Below are 20,560 nucleotides of genomic sequence, written 5' to 3' on the forward strand. Positions count from 1 at the left end.
CTCAAGCTGTCCCCCCGCTTTGACCGGAATCGTTCCCCGCGCCTCCGGCGGTGGCCACAGGTAGCCAGATCATGATACGGGCACCACCTAGCTCCCCATGCGCGCGTGCTTCCTGCGCCCCGCCGAGATCGGCCACGATATCCCTGACGATGGTGAGGCCGAGCCCAGTGCCGTTGTCTCGGGTTGTCTTTCCGGGCAGCCAGATGGCAGCGAGGTCGATCCCCACGATGCCCGGGCCAGAATCATCCACGGACATACATAGCAACTTGCCCGCAACTTCGTCCACCAATCGCGTACGGATGCGGATAACCCGGGTGGGACGCCGCGCGTCTGTGCGAGTGAAGGCGTGAGCTGCATTCACCAAGAGGTTGGACAGAATCGACTCAAGGTCCGCAATAGTGCTGCGAACCCGACCGCCCTCGCCAGCGAGGTCGAATTCGACTTGTATTCCGCGCTCGTCGAGATAGCGAGTGAATAGGTCAACCACAGCAGGGCACGCAACGTCTACATCAATGTCTCCCACTTCGCGTTTGCTCTTCTTAACCAGATTGAGCGGCAGACGTGCGAAGGTCTCAAGAGTCTGTGCACTGCTGGCTGATGAGTCCAGGAGCTTCTCGTAGTGTTTGCGAAACATCTCGTCGGAGATGTGTATCTTCATACGTCGACGCACGGTGTCGACATCTCTGACGATCCGTGACGACGGTTTCGCGGCCTCGTGTGCGAAGACTGCTGTGCTCGTGCCGACGGTCGCAAGTGACCTGTATAGCAACAGGTCTTCACGCAGTGCTTGGATTTCCTCACGTTGGGAATCGAAGACATCTGCTGCACCCGCAGCAAATGACTCCAAGACAGCGGGGTCGCGGGCCTCGATCAGAGCCGGTGCTTTAGGGTCACTCGGGGCGATTGCGTCAAGCAAGTTCTGAAACTTGGTTTCCGCCTCCTTTACTCGGTCTCGCGCTTTTCGGGCGGCACCAGCGCGTCGATGTTCTCTCTGTAGCAGCCGTTTCTCTGCAGCCCAATCAAGAGCTCGTTTTACAAACTCCTGAAGTTCGACGAATGGAGGAGCATCCACGAAACCGCTTCGGTCGGTCTTTGGCTGCAGAAGGTTGTCGGGATCCTTAACCTGGACGCGACCCAAGGACGTATTTGTAGAAGGGCGCAGCTCGGGACTGGCTGCTCGACGGACGTTGATTCCGAGCCAATCGTTTCCTACATCTCCATACGGCTGAACCCGCAGCTCGCGATGGTATAGATGGACCCCGCCTACCTCGCGTAGCCAAGTCTTGATAGTGGCGGTGGGCTGCTGAGCTAGCCGCACCTCCTTCGAGGCTGACGGGTTCAGGTTGAACATCCACATCTCGAATTTTGCCTCCGGAGTGTCAAATCTGAACGGCGCGCTCTTATCGTGGCCCCGGCCGTATCGGCGCATTCCAACTTGGCTATGTCCCTCAGAGAACAACTCTTCACCACGCCAGTTGAAAAGCGCTGCGGAGGCTTGCCCCTCGGAATCGAGTGTCGCTACAAGCCGGTACTCCGCCCACTCCAGCAGATCTGAGGTGATGAGTCTCGACAGGCTATCGAACTCTGTTGTGTCGCAAGCGACTTGGAAAGAACCTTGGTCTGCAAATGGACCAGTCAGCATCAAAAGCGAGCGTGCGAGACGTTCGGCGTCGCGCTCTGAGATGCCTTGGCGCAGCCCTAAGATATCGACGGTGGTTCCAACAGATCCGGTGGGCGATCGGGTCTCGATGGTGAGAGGGGTGTCCTCGACCGCTTCTGAAGTATCAACCTGTTTCCAGTCGATGGTCAGGATGTGTTCGGACTCTGGATTGGTCCTGCTCCTCGTGCGGATAGAAACCCGTGTTCCGAGCCGTAAGGCTGCGAGTCGACCGAGACCCTTCTCACCTACTCTCCGCCGCAGCGACCTTGTATGAGTCTCAGAGGATTTGCTGGACTTGCCGATCAGAAGAAACCCGTCGGCGAGCTGTTCCGCAGTCATGCCATCGCCGTCGTCCACCACGGACAAGGTGCCACCGGGCTGCTTAGCATTACTCAAGGTCAGGCGGCAGGTCTTGGCGTCAGCGTCGTAGGCGTTGCGTACCAGCTCCATAATTCCTAGGTCTGCGTACGGGACAAGCTCCTCGCCGAGCCTGGCAAGGATCTCTGGAGCGAAACGAAGGTGGTGCGCCATGTGTTCGAGTCCTCCCATAGGGCGCCCTGTTCGGAGTGTGCCAACCAAGTGGCGCGCTATCCGTCCTAGTAGTTCCGTGTCACCTGCCAATGGCGACGCCGCAGCGTGGGCTGACTGCCCAGGTGTCCTCCCCCGCGGCTTCCACACGCTCAGCATGAGGTTACCTTGGAGCTGTACCGATGAGGAAGCTTTGGTGGTGACCGCTCTTGCCTTGGTAGGGAAACGTGTTGGTGCGACTACCGGTACCGAACCGCCCTGGACCGGCGGGAGGCTCTGATGTGCCCCCGTGATTCGTGGAGTTGGGATACCGGACTTCAGGTAACGGGTGGACAGGTGGTTGTGCAGTATCTCGTATTCGATCGCTGTCCACATACCGAGGTCTGAGCGGCGCCGCTGGCGGTTGTGGTTCGCCAGCTCGATCCGGTTAACTGCCGGATCGGGTGGGGCCCGATCGGATTACCTGTGGAGGAGGCGGCGGATGCGGTGTGTGCCGGCCGTACGTTGTCTTTCGAGGTTCGGTACGTCGGTGGTGCGGAAGGCGAACGCATCGCTGCGGCGCAGGCGAAGGCGGTTTCCGCACTTTGAGGCGGCTACGGGATAGCGGCGATGTCGATCCGTGCTGAATCCAGCGCAGTGCCGACCCGGTTTCCTTGGTCTTGCGTTTGCTGGCGGTCCGTACCGGATATCCGTTTGACCTGCTCGTATTGGTCGAAATCGCAAATGAACGGTGAAAAGGTGCCCTGAGGGATTGAACCCGCGACCCTCAAAGACCGGTCTGACCTGCGGAAACGCAGTCGGATATTTGTGCCCTCGGCAGGATTCGAACCTGCGACACCCGCTTTAGGAGAGCGGTGCTCTATCCCCTGAGCTACGAGGGCCCGGGCCGTGGCCGGTGGGCAGAGTCTACCGGGTCACCCGCTTCGGGGCCGCATCGTGGGGAGCGGCCCCGGGTGGGGTCAGGCCGCGCGGCTGGTCTCGTAGTCGGCCGGGTCGAAGCGGCGGGTCTTCCAGCGGTAGAGGACCGTGGCGCCCGGCCAGTTGTTGGTGATGCGGCCCGAGGCGTTGCGGTACCAGCTGGAGCAGAAGTTCCAGGGGGTGTCCTTCAGGCGTTTCTGGAGCCAATCGTCCCAGCGCTGTTCGGTTTCCGGGCGGGCGGCGAGGCCGCGGCCGGGGTTGTCGCGCAGGTGTTCGACGGCTTGGCGGATGTAGCGGGCCTGCGCTTCCAGCATGTAGACGATGGAGCCCGAGCCGACGTTGGTGTTCGGGCCGTACATCATGAACAGGTTGGGGAATTTCGGTACCGAGACGCCGAGGTAGGCGCGGGCGCCTTCGGCGGCCCAGGTGTCGGCGAGTTTGCGGCCGGCCTCGCCGTAGATGTTCATGGGGGCGAGGAATTCGGTGCCTTTGAAGCCGGTGCCGTAGATGATGACGTCGACTTCGTGGTGGATCCCGTCGGCGGTGCGTACGCCGGTGGGGGTGATCTCGGTGATGGGGTTGGTCTCTACGGTGACGTTCGGCCGGCTCAGGGCGGGGAAGTAGTCGTTGGAGAAGAGGGCGCGTTTGCAGCCGGGGGCGTAGTCGGGGGTGAGTTTCTCGCGCAGGATCGGGTCGGGGACCTGGCGGGCGCGGTGGGCGTCGGCGACCTTCACCACGGGGGCCTGGATGCCCTGGAGGTCGGTGAGGGCCAGGGCCATGACCTCGAAGAACATCCACCAGCCGAAGCGTTCGGCCCAGCGGACCGGCGGCAGGTACTTGAACACGGCGTGGTGGCGGGGGGCGTAGGCGGCGTCGGCCTTGGGCAGGACCCAGGCGGCGGAACGCTGGAAGAGGGTGAGGTGTTCGCTGATCGGCTGGATACGGGGGATGTACTGGATGGCGCTGGCGCCGGTGCCGATACAGGCGACGCGTTTACCGGTGAGGTCGACGGAGTGGTCCCATTCGGCGGAGTGGAAGGCGGGGCCGGCGAAGGTGTCGATACTGGGGATGTTCGGCATGGCGGGGCGGGAGAGCTGGCCGACGGCGGAGATCAGGACGTCGGCGGTGAGCTGTTCGCCGTCGGTGGTGCGGATCTGCCACTTCGCGGCGGTCTCGTCGTATTCGGCGTCGCTGATCTCGGTGCCGAAGCGGATATGGCGTTCGAGATCGTATTTACCGACCACGCGGCGCAGATAGGCGTGGATATCGGCCTGCTCGGAGAAGCGGCGCGGCCAATCGGAGCGCGGTTCGAAGGACCAGGAGTACAGCGGGGACGGCACATCGCAGGCCGCGCCGGGGTAGGTGTTCTCGCGCCATACGCCGCCGAAGTCCTGGGCGCGTTCAAGGATGGCGAAATCTTTCACGCCGGAACGCAGGAGCTCCAGTCCCATACCGAGCCCACCGAACCCGGCCCCGATGATGATGATCGACGGCGATGTCATGGTCTCAGAGTAGGTCGGGAGACGGCGCCGTCGAAGAGAACGACGGTCAGTGAATCGAGATTTCCGGCCACGAAATCGGGTCCGCGGGGGCGATGCGCGTGCATATGTAAGCGAGCGCTCGCCAGGTCCGGCGTTATCGGCCCGGGAAGGTGAAACTGGTGGTCCACGGGCTTTCGAACTGCGAATATTCGTCCTATCAATGGGTCATGAACCGGGTGCGTGTCTCGTTTGGATGTCATTTCGTTATCTGACTTGGCAGCGGGCCGGAATCCCCGTTATCACAGTGGAGTGCTCGGCGGCGATGGCGCAGTGCCGGTGGCCCGCAGGGGGCGTCGCGGGCATTGCGTTCCATCCCGCCGTCCGGCGCCGATCGTCGGTTCGCCCCCATTGCCGCGCTGACCAGCGCGCCTGGTAAGTCCATCCGGTTTCCGCCTACCCCCACCATGCCCGGCTACTCCACGGTAGTGTTCGGCGGTGTGTGATGTGAGTCATGCCCGTTCCTGTGTCTCACAGGGGCGTGGTCCGGACTCACCGCGCGACCGTCCGCTGCCCAGATGAGTTAGGGGTTTTTCCGATGTTGAGCACCATGATGGACGACCAGCTGTCATTGGCCACGCTGCTGCGCTACGCGTCCACCTTCGTCGGCGATTCCACGGTGTCCACCTGGACCGGGGACGGGGTGCGCACCATGACCTACCGTGAGGTGGGGGCCGACTCGGCCCGGCTGGCCAACGCGCTCACCGATCTGGGTATCGGCGAGGGTGACCGGGTCGGCACCTTCATGTGGAACAACAACGAGCATTTCCTGGCCTATATCGCGATCCCGGCCATGGGAGCGGTACTGCACGCGCTGAACATCCGGCTCTCGGCGGAGCAGCTGATCTTCGTGGCGAACCATGCCGAGGACCAGGTGGTACTCGTCGACGCCAGTCTGGTGCCGCTGTTCGCCCAGTACCTGCCGCATCTGAAAACGGTCCGGCATGTGATCGTGGTGAACGGCGACGCCGCGTCGCTGGCCGCGCCCGAGGGCGTGACCGTGCACGATTACACCGAGCTGCTGGCGAAATACCCGGCCGAGTTCGACTTTCCGGTGCTGGACGAGCGCTCGCCGTCGTCGATGTGCTACACCTCCGGCACCACCGGTGACCCGAAGGGCGTCGTCTACTCCCATCGGTCCAACTGGCTGCACGCCATGCAGGCGACCACGCCCTCCTCGATGGGGACGCGCAACGACGACACCATGCTCGCGATCGTGCCGCTGTTCCATGCCAATGCCTGGGGGCTGCCCTACACGGCACTGCTGACCGGGGCGAATCTGCTGATGCCGGACCGGTTCCTCCAGCCGGCGCCGCTGCTGGAGATGATGGCCGCGGTGAAACCGACCTTCGCCGCGGCGGTGCCGACCATCTGGGGTGGGGTGCTGGCCGCGCTGGAGGCGCAGCCACAGGACATCACGCATCTGCGTTCGGTGGTGGTGGGTGGTGCGGCCGCGCCGCCGTCGATGATGAAGGCGTTCGAGCAGAAGCACGGGGTGCGGGTGATCCACGCCTGGGGGATGACCGAGACCTCGCCGCTGGGCAGTGTGGCGCAGCCGCCGCAGGGGGTTACCGAGGAGGAGGCCTGGGCCTACCGCGTCACTCAGGGGCGCTTCCCGGCCGGGGTGCGGGCCCGGCTGGTCGGTGACGACGGGAAAGCCGTGCCCAACGACGGCAATTCCCTGGGTGAGGTCGAGGTCCGCGGGCCGTGGATCACCGGCTCCTACTATTCGCCCGACGGGGTGGCGGTGGACCCCGGCAAGTTCGACGACGGGTGGCTGCGCACCGGCGATGTGGGCAAGATCAGCCCGGACGGTTACCTGACGCTGGTCGACCGGTCGAAGGATGTGATCAAGTCCGGCGGTGAGTGGATCTCCTCGGTGGACCTGGAGAACGCGGTGATGGGACATCCCGCGGTGGCCGAGGCGGCGGTGATCGGTATCCCCGACGAGAAGTGGGACGAGCGCCCGCTGGTGGCGATCGTGCCGGCCGAGGGTGCGTCGGTGGAACCGGCGGAACTGCGCGAATTCCTCGCGGATCGTTTCGCGAAATGGCAGCTGCCGGAGTACTGGACCTTCATCACGGAGGTGCCCAAGACCAGCGTCGGCAAGTTCGACAAGAAACGGCTGCGGGCCCAGCACGCGGACGGAGAGCTGATCGTCACGACCGTGCACTGAGGCTTCGTGGCCGGGGTTGCCGGCCGGATGCGCGGTCCCCGGCGCGAATTCGCGCCGGGGACCTGCCGGGTCAGCAGTTACGCAGTTCCGGGCTCTGGTTGAGCAACTGGTTGCGGGGGCTGATGAAGCGGCTGTAGGTCTCACCGCCGACCGCCGACAGCGGGAACGCCGCGACCCGGTGGCAGTTCTGGAACGCCAGTTTGACGCCGAAGTGCCGTTCCAGGCCGCCTCGGATGGCATCCGAGGCCAGGGCGCGCAGCAGCTGACCGCGCGCCGTCTCGTCCGGCGGGGCTACTTCGTTATCGGCGAATTCCGCCGTGCCGGAACCGAGTTCGCCGGCGACGCGACTGACGACCTCCCACGCGTAGGGCAGCGAGTTGCGGACACATTCGACGAATTCGGCGTCGGTGACATCACCGCGCTCGGCACGTTCCAGTAGAGCGGTGGGGACATCTAGGGACACGGCGACCTCCTGGGTCAACTGGTCTTGCAACTGAGGGTGCGGAAAACCGCGTGCAGATCTGCCGGGTCGAGTCTAATCGAAATTGGTTGTCAATAGCAGTGGATTGGTCGTTAAAGTCGTTCGCGGGACGCGGATTTGGCGGTAGCGGGTTCATTGCTGCGCTGATGGCCCGCTGCGTGGAGCGCGCGAGACGGCCGCTGTCGCGGGTCGGTGTGGGGTTTGCCGGGGGGTGACCGTGCCGCGCGGGGCCGGCATGAGAACCTCGCAAATATTACGAAAAAGACAGTGTTCACAACTGGGCGTGCGGACTGTATTACCTGCCTGAACTGGCCCTTTTCTGAAAAGGTTGCGATTCGGTCACGGGCCGGTAGAGTTACCGTCACAACGGATGCCGAAACGTTACGTTTACCCCGGCTCGAGTAGCTGGATCCGTGCACGGCGTTCCACCCTGATGACCGGATAGCGAGGACGGACCTTTGGCGCACCATCGATTAGGCCCCAGCTCCATCACCGTTATGAGCCTTGTCGGTGACGATGTGCAGGTCCGCCCCCGCCGCCACCGCGCCGCCGCCACCGCGGCCGAAAAAGTCCGCGCCGCAGCCGGAGCCGCTGTCGCGGCCGGCGCGCTGATCGGTACCGCTTCCCAGATCGCCCCCGCCATCGCCTACGCCACGCCGCTGCTGCCCGGCGGTGGCGACGACGAGGCCGTGAAGGCCGAACCGGTCACACCCGCCGCGGACGCGTCGCCCGCCTCCGCCGAGCGGATGGCGCAGGCCGCGCCGGTCGCCGATACACAGCCCGCGCCGGTCCAGGCCGCTCCGATCGCCGCACCCGCGCCGGTGGCCGCACCGTTCGGCCTGCAGAATCTGCCGCCCGAGGTCGCCGCCCCGCTGACCCAGGCCGAGCAGACCCTGAAGCAGTTGCATCAGCAGCTCGCCCCCGCCGCCGCGGTCCGGCCGGTCGCCGGCGTCGTCAGCTCCACCTACGGCAGCCGGTGGGGCGCCATGCACTACGGTATCGACTTCGCCGATACACTCGGCGCGCCGATCAAATCGGTTGCCTCCGGCACGGTGGTCGAGGCCGGTCCGGCTTCCGGATTCGGAATGTGGGTCCGGGTGCTACACGACGACGGCACCACCGGCGTCTACGGGCACGTCAACGAAATCTACGTCAGCGAAGGGCAGCGGGTGAACGCGGGTGATGTGATCGCCACCGTAGGCAACCGCGGGCAATCCACCGGCCCCCATCTGCATCTGGAGATCTGGGACCAAGGTGGTAACAAGATCGATCCGATGACCTGGATGGTGTCCAAGGGGGTGCCGCTGGAGTGGGGACCCTCGCACTGAGATCGACAGAATCGCTCGACCGCCCGATCCTCGCCACCCCCGCGGGGTTGCAGGCAGAACTGCGGACGTCCGGCGTGACCGAACTGGCCGATATCTTCGAACCCGACTCGATCCACGGTCGGGTGTACGCGGCGCTGGTACAGCGTCCGCGTTCAGGGCTCGCCGATATCGCCCGGCACACCGCGCTAACCGAGACCGTGGTCGAGAACGCGCTCGACGACCTGTGCGGGCTGCGTGCCGTGATCCGGATCACCGAGCCCGACGGCGCCCCGCGCTGGGACGCCCAAGCGCCGGAATCGCTGTCCGAAGCCGAGGCTCGGCGGCGGCGCCAGGAGATCAGCACCATGCACGCGGCCGCGGCCCGGCTCAGCGAGACCTTCCGTTCCGTCCGGCGCTCGCAGGGCTGGAACGGCGTGATCTCGCCGGTCTTCGAACGGGCCGAACTGCTCGCCGATTTCGAGTCGCTGCACGCCAACGCCGACAGCTCGGTGAAAATGGTCGAGCGTAGCCCGCATATCAGCGACCCCGAACGCGACAGCCGGATCGCCGAACTCAAACAGACCCGGATGGCCGAGGGCGTGCGGTACCGGATCCTCTACCAGGACACGATCTACCAGGACGCGGACCGGCTACGGCACACCCTGGCCACCAATGCGCGTGGCGCGCAGGCCCGTACCCTGCCCGATCCGCCGTTCAAGTTGATCATCGCCGACGACGAACGCGCCAGCCTGGTGCTACACACCGACGAACGCCGCCCCGACCCCATGGCGCTGCGGATCAACGGGTCACCACTGCTGGATATGTTGGTCCGCAGTTTCGATGTGCTGTGGACGCTGTCCGCGCCGATCTCGGTGCAGCCGGAAGCCGACGAACTCGACGAACGCGACCGCGCCATCCTCACCATGATGGGGATGGGGGCGACCGACGATACGATCGCCCGCCGGCTCGGTATGTCGCGGCGCACCGTGGTCCGGCGCACCGCCCGGCTGTTGGAGCGGCTCGGCGCCAGCACCCGTTTCCAGGCCGGCGTACAGGCGATCCGGCGCGGCTGGTTGTGAACCCGTGCAGCGGCCGGGGATGGGCGGCGACGTCCGGGCCTGTGTTTCCGGTGTAGCGACGGAACCCGAACGGCGGAAACCTCCCGGCGGGGCGTGACGTCCCGCCGGTGGTGGCTCGTTCCCCGGGCGGCGACCCGGGGCGCTCCCGAATATGATGGCCACACCGCGCCGGCCCCGGTCCATATGCCCTACCACCCCCGCAGGGTATGTAGGGGGCCGGGACCTGGCTCGATGCGAGAGGTGAACGCACCCGAATGCACACTGCCCGCCGTCCTTTTCTCGGTAGTCGACGGCGTCGTTCGGGAAGCCCGCTGTTCGCCCAGCTGCTGACCGCCGCCGTCGAATCCGCCGCCACCGAGGTGGCGATCCGCTTCAACCCGACGGGCGACCCCGCCCACCAACGCGAGATCACCTACCAGGAGCTGGACGAAGGGTCCTCACGACTGGCCCGGGAACTGATCGAACGCGGAATCGGACCGGGCGACACGGTGGCGATCGGGCTCGCGCGCAGCCCCGAATCGGTCCTCGCGATATGGGCGATCGCGAAAACCGGCGCCGCCCATGTGCCGATCGATCCGGATCTACCCGGCGACCGGATCGACCGGCTGGCCGCCGATTCGGGAGCTGTTCTCGGTCTGACGACTTCACGCTATCGATCCGCGCTCGGCCGGTCCCTGTACTGGATGGAACTGGACGATCCGGTGCAGGCCGAACGGATCAGACGACGGGCGCGGCATCCGATCTCCTATGCCGACCGGGTCCGGATGCTCGACGCGCGCCATCCCGCCTATATCGCCTACACCTCCGCTCCTGGCGGGGAACACACCGGTGTGGTGGTCCCGCACAGCGGACTGGCCCCGGTGGTCGCGGCGGCCACCGACCACTACGGCATCACCAGCGATTCCCGGGTGGCCCACATGTGCTCCCCGGACGTCGACGTCTCGGTGCTGGAACTACTGCTGACCTTCAGCTCCGGCGCCACGCTGGTGCTCGTCCCTGCGGGAACGTCCGACGGCCGGCACCTCACCGATCTGCTGGCGCGGGAACAGGTGACCCATGTGCTCACCACCCCGGCGGCACTGGCCTCCGTGGACCCGGCGGGGCTCACCGGCCTGCACGTGGTCGCCGCCATCGGTGGCGCATGCGACTTCGAGCCGATCGGCCGCTGGGCGCACGAGCGGAACTTCTTCACCGGCTACGGTCGCACCGAAGCCGGTGTCATCGCGACCGGACCCGGTACGACGGCGCCGGGGGCACCGATCACGGTCGGCGCCGCCCTGAACGGGACCGGTGTCTTCGTTCTCGACGCCCGGTTGCGGCCGGTACCCACCGGTGTGGTGGGTGAGCTCTACCTTTCCGGGCCGGCGCTGGCGCACGGGTACCTCGGGCGGCGCGGACTCACCGCGCAGCATTTCGTCGCCGCGCCCTTCGGCGCCGAACTCGGCCGGCCCGGCGCCCGGATGTACCGCACCGGCGATCTGGTGCGGCGGATCGTCACGCCGCGCGGCGAAGAGCTCGAATATCTGGGCCGCGGCGGTTCCCGGGCGGAGGGACGCGGGGCCGGGCGGGGTGAGGTTCCGCAGACTCCGAGCGGTGAGTTCGACCGGGGTGCGTTGCCGCAACGTTCGCGCGGATTCGCGGGGGGAACGGTCTCGCCGAATCCGGCGGAGCCCGAAGCGCTGCCCGCGGGTATCCGCGAGCCGGCGCCGACTCCCCTCCACGAGGCCGGTCACGGTGGTCCGCGTGAAGGCAGGCGCGCGGCCGGGCCGGTGGGGGGCTCTCCGGCTTCGGGTCGCGAGGACGAGCGCAGAGTGCTGCCGGAACGCGGGCGCGGGATCGGGCACGAAGAGTCTTCGGCGGGCGAGTTCGGTCGGGCTGTACTGCCGGGATCTCCGCGTGGGCTCGGGAGCGGCGCGGTGCCGACGGCTTCGGCCGACGACTTCGAACATGTCGCGCTGCCGGTGCGTTCGCGTGAGCTCGGAGGAGCGGCGCTGCCGGGATCTTCGCGCGGGCGCGAGGGCGATGGAGTGCCGGTGGGTTCGGCCGACGGGATCGAACGGGTTGCGCTGCCGCAACGTTCGCGTGGGCTGAGGGGCGAGGTGCCGCCGACTTCGGGCCGTGAGTTCGATCGGGACGCGCTGCCGGGGTCCTCGCGTGAGCGCGAGGGCGGTGAGGTGCCGGTGGCTTCGGGCCGTGAGTTCGATCGGGACGCGCTGCCGGGGCCTTCGCGTGGGCGCGAGGGCGGTGAGGTGCCGGTGGGTTCGGCCGACGGGATCGAACGGGTTGCGCTGCCGCAACGTTCGCGTGGGCAGGGGGGAGAGGCGCCGCCGGTTCCGGGCGGTGAGGTCGGTCGAGGTGCGCTGCCGAGATCCTCGCGTGGGCGCGAGGGTGGTGCGGTGCCGGCGGGTTCCGCCGACGGGATCGAACATGGTGCGCTGCCCCGACGTTCGCGTGGACCCGGGGCGGGGATGCCGCCGGTTCCGGGCCGTGAGGTCGGTCGAGGCGTGCTACCGGGATCTTCGCCTGAGCTCGGGCACGGTGCGGTACCGGTGGGTTCTGCCGATGACTTCGACCGTGCCGCGCTGCCGCAACGTTCGCGTGGGCTCGGGGGAGAGGTGCTGCCGGGATCTGCGGCTGCGCGCGGGGGTGGTGCGGTGCCGCCGGAGCGGTCCGGTGAGTTCGTGCCCGGAACACTACCTCGAAACGGGAGGTCGGGGCGCGGAGAAGTGCCGCAGCAGCGGGACACTGCGCTCGATCGGAGTGCGTTGCCGCAGCGTTCGCGTGGGTTCGCGGGGGAAGCGGTCCCGCCTGCTGTGACGAACGCGGCGGTTCGCGATGCGCGGCCCGAATCCGGGCGCGTGGGTGGGCCGGGGGAGAGCCTGTCGCCTTCGGCCCGACCGTTCGAACGCGGGGGGCCGGCGGAGAACTGGCGCAGCGTCCGAGGGGACGCGGTTTCGCCGGGTCCGGCGGGACCGCCCGACCACCTGACCCGGCGTGGGTATGCGCGTGGGTTCGGGCAGCAGGAGACTCCGCCGATCCCGGCCGACGGTATCGGTGCGGTACCGCCGACCCCGATCCTGGCCGAGCACCTGGCGGGGGGTGTGCATTCCGGTTTCGCGCAGACCGCGGTGCTGGCGTTGCCGGAGGGGATCGATCGGGCCTGGACGGCGGCGGTCCTCGGTGCCGTGGTGGAGCGGCACGATATGTTGCGGGCGCGGCTGGCGGCCGAGGACGGGCAGTACCGGTGGGAGGTTCCCGACAGTGGGCCGGTCGGGGAGAGCTGGCTGCTCGCCGAGGTCGAGGTGCCCGCGGGGTCCCGTCCGGCCGAGGCCGCCGGTTCGGCGATGGAAACGACTGTGGCGCGCCTGGATCCGCTCGGTGGCCGGATGGTCGCCGCGACCCGGCTGTGCCGTGCGGGTGCTCGCGACGCGTTGCTGCTCGCCGTGCACCACTACGTGGTCGACAGTGTGTCCTGGCAGATCCTCCTGGCGGATCTGGCTCGGGCCTGGGTGCAGGTGGCCGGTCGGCGGCGTCCCGAACTGCCCCCGGTCACCACGTCGTTCCGGCGCTGGGCGCAGGCGGCGGCCGAACCCGTCGCGCCACCGGACCGCGACACCGCACTCGCCGAGTGGCGGAAGGTGCTGGCCACCCCGGACCCGCTGCTCGGGGTGCGGGCGATCGACCCCACCATCGATACCCACGCGTCGGTGTACCGGTTCGCGGTGGAGGTACCGGCGGATATCGCCGAGGTGGTGCTGACCGAGGTACCGGTGCTGTACCGGACGAATTCCGACAGTCCGCTGCTGGCCGCGCTCGCCCTGGCGGTGCGGAACTGGCGGTCGCGGCGCGGGGTGGACTGCGCGACCACCCGGGTCCGGTTGTTCGGCGACGGACGCTCGGAATCGCTGCTGCCCGGGGCGGATCTCACCCGTACCATCGGCTGGTTCGATACGGCATATCCGGTGGCCCTGGACCTCGGCGATATCGACCCCCGGGCCGCACTGGCCGCGGGCCCGGTGACCGCCGCGCTACTGCGTTCGGTGAAGGAACAGCTGGTGGCCCTCCCGCGGCCGCTCGGTTTCGGGTTGCTGCGCCGGTCGGACCCCGGTGAATTCGACGGGCCCGTGGCACAGATCGGTTTCGCCTGTACGGGCCGGTTCGCGGTGCCCGGTGACGACGAGACGGCCTGGCGGCCTCTCGGTGAACTCGGCGGGTTCGCGACCGCGTTCGACCGGGAAATGCCGGCGGAGACGGTGATCGATATCGAAGCCGTCGTCGGCGGCGACGGCCGGATCACGGCCTCGTTCGCCTATGCCGCCGATATCGTCGACGAGCCGGCGGTCCGGGAGCTGGCCGACGAATGGCTGGCCGCGGTCAATGCCATCGCCCGGCATATCGCCGACCCGGCGGCCGGCGGCCTGACTCCCTCGGATCTGCCGCTGGTCCGCGTCGGGCAGGCGGAGCTCGATACCTGGCGCGCGGAGCACCCGGGCCTGATCGATGTGCTGCCGCTCGCGCCGCTGGGCGCGGGGTTGTTCTTCCATTCCCAGTTCACGGTGGGTGGTCCCGACGACTATGTGATGTTGTTCGCCGTCGAACTCGGGGGCGTCATAGATCTGGACCGGTTGCACCGGGCCGCGCAGGGGCTCGTCGACCGGCATCCGGTACTGCGCACCGCGTTCGTGACGACCGCCGACGGGTCTCCGGTGCAGTTGGTGACCGAGGCCGTCACGGTGCCGTGGCTGGTGTCCGGCGATGTCGGCGACTACGAGATCCCGGAACTGCTGGAGAGCGAACGGCTCACCCGGTTCGCGCTGGATACCGCGCCGCTGCTGCGGTGCACGGTGTATCGCACGGTATCCGGCCGCACCCATCTCGTGCTGGCCGCGCACCAGCTGCTCTTCGACGGCCGGTCGGCGCAGATCCTGCTCGCGGATCTGCTGACCCTCTACGCCCGCCACGGTGACCCGGCGGCGCTGCCGCGGCCCCCGGCCTATCGCGACTATCTGGGTTGGCTGGCGCGGCAGGACATCGCGGCCGGCCGGGCCCGCTGGGCGGAGGTACTGCGGGGTGCCCGGCCGACCGAACTCGCTCCGGTGCTCGCACCGCCCACTCGACCGGAAACCGGGATCGGGAAGGTCGATCTCGCGCTCGGCGATGTCGAGACAGCCGCCATGGCGGCGTACGCGGCCGCGGCCGGGGTGACGGTCGAGACCGTGGTGCAGGCGCTGTGGGCGCTGTTGCTGGCGGGTCTGACCGGCCGCCGGGACATCGTGTTCGGTGTCGTGGTCGCCGGGCGGCCGTCCGGGCTGAGCGGCGTCGGCGAGATGGCCGGTCTGTTCGCCAACACCGTCCCGATGCGGGTGCGTTTCGAACCCGGGTGGACCGTGCGGGATCTGCTGGCCCGCATCCGAACCGAACAGCATGCCCTGCGCGACCATCACCATCTGAGCGCCGCAGATACGGCGCCGGGAGCGGCGGGCCTCTTCGACACCCTGCTGGCCTACGACCCACACCCGGTCGGCGCGGCACGCCCGGCCATTGCCGGTGGCCTCGACGGGCTCGAGGTGCTGGAGCTGACCTCCCGTGCCCTCACCCACTACCCGGTGACGCTGATGGCGGAGTCGGCGGACCGGCTGCTGCTGCGCCTGTGGTACCGCCGGGAACTCATCGACGAATCCGCGGCCGGCGCCCTCTCCGTATTACTGCACGCGCTCGTGGGCCAACTGCTGGCGGTGCCCGCGGAACTCGGCTCGACTCCGGCCGCGGATTGGTGGCGGCCCCCCGGCACGCTCGTCGGCCGCGCCGAGCTGCCCGCCGATCGACCGCGCCCGGCCGCCCCGTCCGGACGCTGCGGTCAGGTGACGCGGGAGCTGAATATCGAACTGCTCGATTCGCTGAACGATATCGCGACGCAGCAGGAGACGACCGCGTTCACCGTGATACAGGCGGCGCTGGCCATTCTGCTGGCCCGGCTGTCGGGGCACCGGGATATCGCGGTCGGCGCGTTCAGCACCCAGCACGCCGCGGCCGGACTGTCGGTACTGCATACCGATCTGGATCCGGCGCTGCGCTTCGACGAACTACTCGGCACCGCCCGCATCGCCGGTGGTGCGCTCTTCGAGACCGGGGGCCGCGGCACGGAACGACTGGGACAACTGATCGACACGGTGCGCACCGCCGCCGGGCAGCCGCCCTTCCGGGTACTGCTGGCCACCACGGACGCGCCCGCCCGCCTGCCGGACATGCTCGACCTGCGGGTGGACCTGCTGGATACCGGCGCCGAGGCGCGGCTCACCTTCACCTACACCAGCGACCTGTTCGACGCGCCCACGCTCGGCGACCACGCGGACCGGCTGCTGCGGATCCTGTACGCCGTGGCCGCCGATCCGCACCGGATCGTGGGCGATATCGATCTGCTCGCCCCCGGCGAACGCGATCTGGTGCTGCGGGAGTGGAACAGTGGCGGGGTCCGGGTGCCGGCGGTGACGCTGGTCGACCTCATCGAGGCCCAGGCCCGCCTGCGGCCGCGGTCTCCGGCCGTGCGGTCCGGCGGGGCCGTGCTGAGTTTCGAGGAACTGCTGAGCCGGTCGTATCAGGTGGCACGCGCCCTGATCGCCGCCGGGGCGGCCCCGGAAACCCTGGTGGCCGTGGCGGTGCCGCGGACCGAGGAGTTGCCGGTCGCGCTGCTCGGTGTGCTGCTGTCCGGTGCCGGTTACCTGCCGATCGACACCACCTTCCCACGGCAGCGACTGGACTTCGTGCTCGCCGAGGCCCGCCCGGTCGCCGTCCTCACCACCGCCGCCGAACGTGACGCCGTCCCGGCCGTGGCCGCGCCGGTGATCCTGCTCGCCGACACCGTGAACCGTTCCACCGAGCCGGTCACCGACGCCGAGCGCCGGGCCCCGCTACGCCCGGACAACCTGGCCTATGTCGTCCACACCTCCGGTTCCACCGGTGTGCCCCGGGCGGTGGCCGTGGCGCACCGCAACGTGGTGGAACTCTTCGCCAATACCCAGCTGCTGTTCGAATTCGACGACGCCGATGTGTGGACCCTGTTCCATTCGGTCGCCTTCGATTTCTCGGTATGGGAACTGTGGTGCGCACTGGCCAGCGGCGGATCGGTGGTGGTGGTCGACCGGTCGGCCGCCCGGTCGCCCGAACAGTTCCGGGAACTGCTCATCCGCGAACGGGTGACCGTGCTCAACCAGACACCGTCGGCGTTCTATCGACTCGCGGAGGCCGACCGGCTCGCGCACGGCGACGGCGCCGGCGCACTCGCCCTGCGCTATGTGGTGTTCGGCGGCGAGGCGCTGGATCTGCGCCGGCTGCGGAGCTGGTACGAACGGCACGGCGGCCCCGAGACGGACGGGCCCTGGCTGGTGAACATGTACGGCCTCACCGAGACCACCGTGCACGCCTCCTTCCTGGCTCTCGACGAAAAGCTGGTGGACAACCCGGCCGGCGTGATCGGCCGGGCGCTGCCCGGTCTGGACGCATTCGTGCTGGACGAGCGCCTGCACCCGGCGCCGGTCGGTGTACCGGGCGAGATCTATGTGTCGGGGCGGCAGCTGACCCGCGGCTATCCGGACAGTCCGGGCGTCACCGCCACCCGATTCGTCGCCGACCCGTTCGGTGCGCCGGGGTCACGGATGTATCGCAGTGGTGATATCGGCCGCTGGGCCGCTTTCGGTGGCCGCGCCGATCTGGAATATGCCGGTCGCGGGGATGCGCAGGTGCAGTTGCGGGGGTTCCGGATCGAACTCGGCGAGGTCGAGTCGGCCCTGCTGCGCTGCCCGGGGGTGGGCCGGGCGGTCGCGCTGGTGCGTACCGACGAGGTGGCCGGGGACCGGCTGCTCGGTTATGCGGTGCCCGCCGCGGAGCAGGAGGTCGTCCTCGATCCGGCGCTTTTGCGCGAGCAGGTGGCCGAGTTCTTGCCCGAATACATGGTTCCCGAGGCCCTGGTCGTCGTCGAGGAGCTGCCGCTGACCCCGCACGGGAAACTCGACCGGGCGGCGCTACCGGTTCCGGCGGTGGCCGGCCGGGCGCCCTACACCGCCCCGGCGGGCCGGGTGGAAACGGTGGTGGCGGGTGTGTTCGCCGATCTGCTCGACGTCGAACGCGTCGGCGCCGCGGACGATTTCTTCGCTCTCGGGGGTAATTCGCTGACCGCCATCCGGGCGGTGGCCCGGATCAACGAGGCGCTGTCGGCCGAGCTCGTGGTACGCGTGCTGTTCGAGGCGCCGACGGTGGCCGCGCTGGCCGCGCGGGTGGTTCCCGGAGTCGTCCCGCAGGTGGAGCGACCGGCACTGGCGCGGGTCGATCGACCCGAACGAATCCCGTTGTCTCCGCGGCAATATCGGCTGTGGCCGGGCGACCGGCTCGTCCCGGATTCGGCGGTCCACAATATTCCGCTCGCCATCGGACTCGACGGCGCGCTCGATACGTCCGCGCTGCGCTACGCCCTGTCCGATGTCCTGGAACGGCACGAGGTGCTGCGCACCCGCTATCCCGGTGGTCCGGACGGACTGCCGTACCAGGAGATCCTGCCGGTGGCGCAGGCGCTGCGCGGCGGCCTGGAGTCGGAGACCACCGAGGACGCGCTCGGCCGGATCGGCGAACTACTCGCGGGCGGCTTCGATGTCACCACGCAGGTCCCGGTGCGCGGGCTACTGCTCACCACCGGCCCCGACCGGCATGTGCTGGCGCTGGTCGTGCACCGTATCGCCGCCGACCCGGCCTCGCTCGCACCGCTGGCGCGTGACCTGATGACCGCCTACCTGGCCCGCGTCGGCGGGGAATCGCCGCGCTGGTCGCCGCTGCCGGTGCAGTACGCCGACTACGCGAGCTGGCAGCGCGCGGTGCTCGGGGCGGATGCCGACGAGAACTCGGTCGCGGCAGCGCAATCGGCCTACTGGCGCGACCGGCTGCGCGGCGCGACCGGGGAACCGGAACTGCCGCTGGACCGGCCGCGTCCGGCGATGCCCTCGATGCGGGGCGGCACCGCGGGGTTCGCGGTGCCCGCCGAAGTCCACGAGGGACTGAACCGGCTCGCCCGTGACCGCGGCGCCACGCTGTTCATGGTGTTGCACGCCGCGGTGAGCGTGCTGCTGCACCAGCTGACCGGCGCGGAAGACATCGTGGTGGGCACCCCGGTCGCCGGCCGGGGCGAGCGGGCGCTCGACGAACTCGTCGGTAGGTTCGCCAATACCCTCGCGTTGCGCACGCGCGTCGACGCCACCCGGCCCTTCGCCGAACTGCTCGACGAGACACGGGAAACCGGCCTGGCGGCGTTCGACAATGCCGATATCCCGTTCGAACAGGTCGTGCAGGTCGTGTCTCCGGAGCGGGCCACCGCGCGCAATCCACTGTTCTCCGTACTACTGACAGTGGGGAACGACGAGCAGGTCGCGCTGAAACTGCCGGCCCTGTCCGTGTGGTCGCTGGATTGCCGAGAGCTCACCGCCACCTTCGATCTGCGGATAGATATCGATCCCGGCCACGACGCCGACGGTGGGCCCGGTGAGCTGCACACCGTACTGACCTATCCCACGGACCTCTTCGACGAGGAGACGGTGCGGTCGTTCGGCCGCCGGCTGCGGCGGACGCTCACCGCGGTCGCCGCCGATCCGCTGGTGCCGGTGGGCGATATCGACTACTCGGAGGCGCCCGAGCGCCCCCGCGCACTCCCGCCCGCCGAGCAGTTGGCACCGGCCGCGACCGCGGGAACCGCGCTCGCCCAGACCCTGGGCGCCTCGGTGGAGGACGATCCGGAAGGTCCCGCGGTGGTGTGTGGAGAGGCGGCGGTGAGCTATCGCGAGCTCGACGCCCGGTCCTCGCGACTGGCGCGGGTGCTGATCGCGCGCGGATGCGGTCCGGGCACCGGCGTGGTGAGTGCGCTGGAACGCGGGGTGGACGCGGTGGTGGCGACCTGGGCGGTACTGAAGGCGGGCGCCACGCTCGTGCCCGCCGATGCCCTGGAGGTCGCGGCGGCCGCGGAGCTGGCGGTCGCGGCCGGACTGGCCGTGGGCCGGGCCCCGGCCGCGCCCCACCTCGAATGGCTGCTGCTCGACGATCCGGCGCTCGCCGCGGAGATCGCCGCCGAATCGCCGCGGCCGGTCACCTACGCGCACCGGGCGCAGCCACTGCGCGGCAGCGATCTGGTCGTGGTGGACGGTACCGGCCGGCAGGTGAGTTACGACCAGCTGGCCGCCGCGGTGACCCGGGTGCGCACCGTCACCGGCCTCACCTACGAGGCCAGGACCTACCGCGCCGGCCGCGGCGACAGTCCGGCGGCGGTACTGGAGACCGTGGCCGCCGGTGCCGCGGGCGCCTCGGTGGTGCTGCTCCCGGCAGAGCCGCCGGACGCGACCCCGGCGGGTGAGTGGATCACGCATCTGTGGTCCGACAGCGCCGGTCTGGCGGTACTCGACCCCGGCGCACTGGAGGATCTGACCACGCTAATCCTCGACGAGCAGGACGAGCCGGGCGCGGCCTGGTCCGGTGTCGGCACGGTGCTGGGCCTGCCCACGCTACTGGGCTGACAGCGGGGCAGGGGCGACTTATCGCAGGCCGCGGACTGTTTCGGCGCGGCCGGGTCCGGCCGCGCCGCCATGGCCGGGCCGGCGGCCGGGTTCCGCGGGGTGTGGCTGTGCGCGGCCCCGACCGGTAACCTGCCGGGTGCCATACCGGGTACCGGCGCATTGTGGCAGGCTGCTGTCCAAGCTGCGGCACGGTAGGGCGCGGCGGTGAAGTGCGATAGGCAGGCGAGGCGGACAGATGGATGCGGTAGTCGGTCAGCGGTGTGACCACCTCCGGAGGGCGAAAACGGTATGACGCGGCCAGTCCGGACCCGGCCCCACCGAACCCGGCG

General features: G+C 68.7%; 7 protein-coding genes and 1 tRNA gene. 4 read left to right on the forward strand and 4 right to left on the reverse strand.

Features of this window, described 5'->3' with window-relative positions; all coding sequences use genetic code 11:
- Position 1: 1 nt before the first annotated feature.
- The 3 genes from ACLML9_RS01205 to ACLML9_RS01215 all read right to left on the reverse strand — a co-directional run bounded on the left by ACLML9_RS01205 (position 2) and on the right by ACLML9_RS01215 (position 4,608).
- On the reverse strand, positions 2-2,209 hold the full coding sequence (locus ACLML9_RS01205) for an ATP-binding protein (RefSeq protein ID WP_411943703.1): 2,208 nt from the start codon (positions 2,207-2,209) through the stop codon (positions 2-4).
- A gap of 787 nt (positions 2,210-2,996) precedes the next feature.
- A tRNA-Arg gene (locus ACLML9_RS01210) sits at positions 2,997-3,069 on the reverse strand.
- A gap of 78 nt (positions 3,070-3,147) precedes the next feature.
- Entirely contained in the window at positions 3,148-4,608 is a 1,461-nt protein-coding gene (locus ACLML9_RS01215) for a flavin-containing monooxygenase (protein ID WP_411943704.1), read from the reverse strand.
- A 574-nt stretch (positions 4,609-5,182) separates the two neighbouring features.
- Between ACLML9_RS01215 and ACLML9_RS01220 the strand changes: the two genes are divergently transcribed.
- Positions 5,183-6,820 carry a long-chain fatty acid--CoA ligase gene (locus tag ACLML9_RS01220; RefSeq protein WP_411943705.1) on the forward strand — a complete coding sequence of 546 codons (1,638 nt, stop codon included), beginning with the start codon at positions 5,183-5,185 and terminating at the stop codon, positions 6,818-6,820.
- Between the two features lie 70 nt (positions 6,821-6,890).
- Here ACLML9_RS01220 and ACLML9_RS01225 read toward each other — a convergent pair whose 3' ends face one another.
- A complete protein-coding gene (locus tag ACLML9_RS01225; protein ID WP_039828431.1) occupies positions 6,891-7,283 on the reverse strand; it encodes an SCO5389 family protein in 393 nt (130 codons plus the stop codon).
- 515 nt (positions 7,284-7,798) lie between these two features.
- Between ACLML9_RS01225 and ACLML9_RS01230 the strand changes: the two genes are divergently transcribed.
- From ACLML9_RS01230 to ACLML9_RS01240, 3 genes are all read left to right on the forward strand, one after another.
- Positions 7,799-8,629: a M23 family metallopeptidase gene (locus tag ACLML9_RS01230; protein WP_411943706.1), complete on the forward strand. Its 831-nt coding sequence runs from the start codon at positions 7,799-7,801 to the stop codon at positions 8,627-8,629.
- Complete coding sequence (locus tag ACLML9_RS01235) at positions 8,611-9,687, forward strand: LuxR C-terminal-related transcriptional regulator (protein ID WP_411943707.1); 1,077 nt, start codon at positions 8,611-8,613, stop codon at positions 9,685-9,687. Before ACLML9_RS01230 ends, ACLML9_RS01235 begins: the two co-directional genes overlap by 19 nt.
- A 254-nt stretch (positions 9,688-9,941) precedes the next feature.
- Complete coding sequence (locus ACLML9_RS01240) at positions 9,942-20,231, forward strand: amino acid adenylation domain-containing protein (protein WP_411943708.1); 10,290 nt, start codon at positions 9,942-9,944, stop codon at positions 20,229-20,231.
- Positions 20,232-20,560: the final 329 nt, after the last annotated feature.

Origin of the sequence: Nocardia sp. NPDC002869, from assembly GCF_046764065.1 — a bacterium.
Lineage (GTDB): Bacteria > Actinomycetota > Actinomycetes > Mycobacteriales > Mycobacteriaceae > Nocardia > Nocardia rhamnosiphila.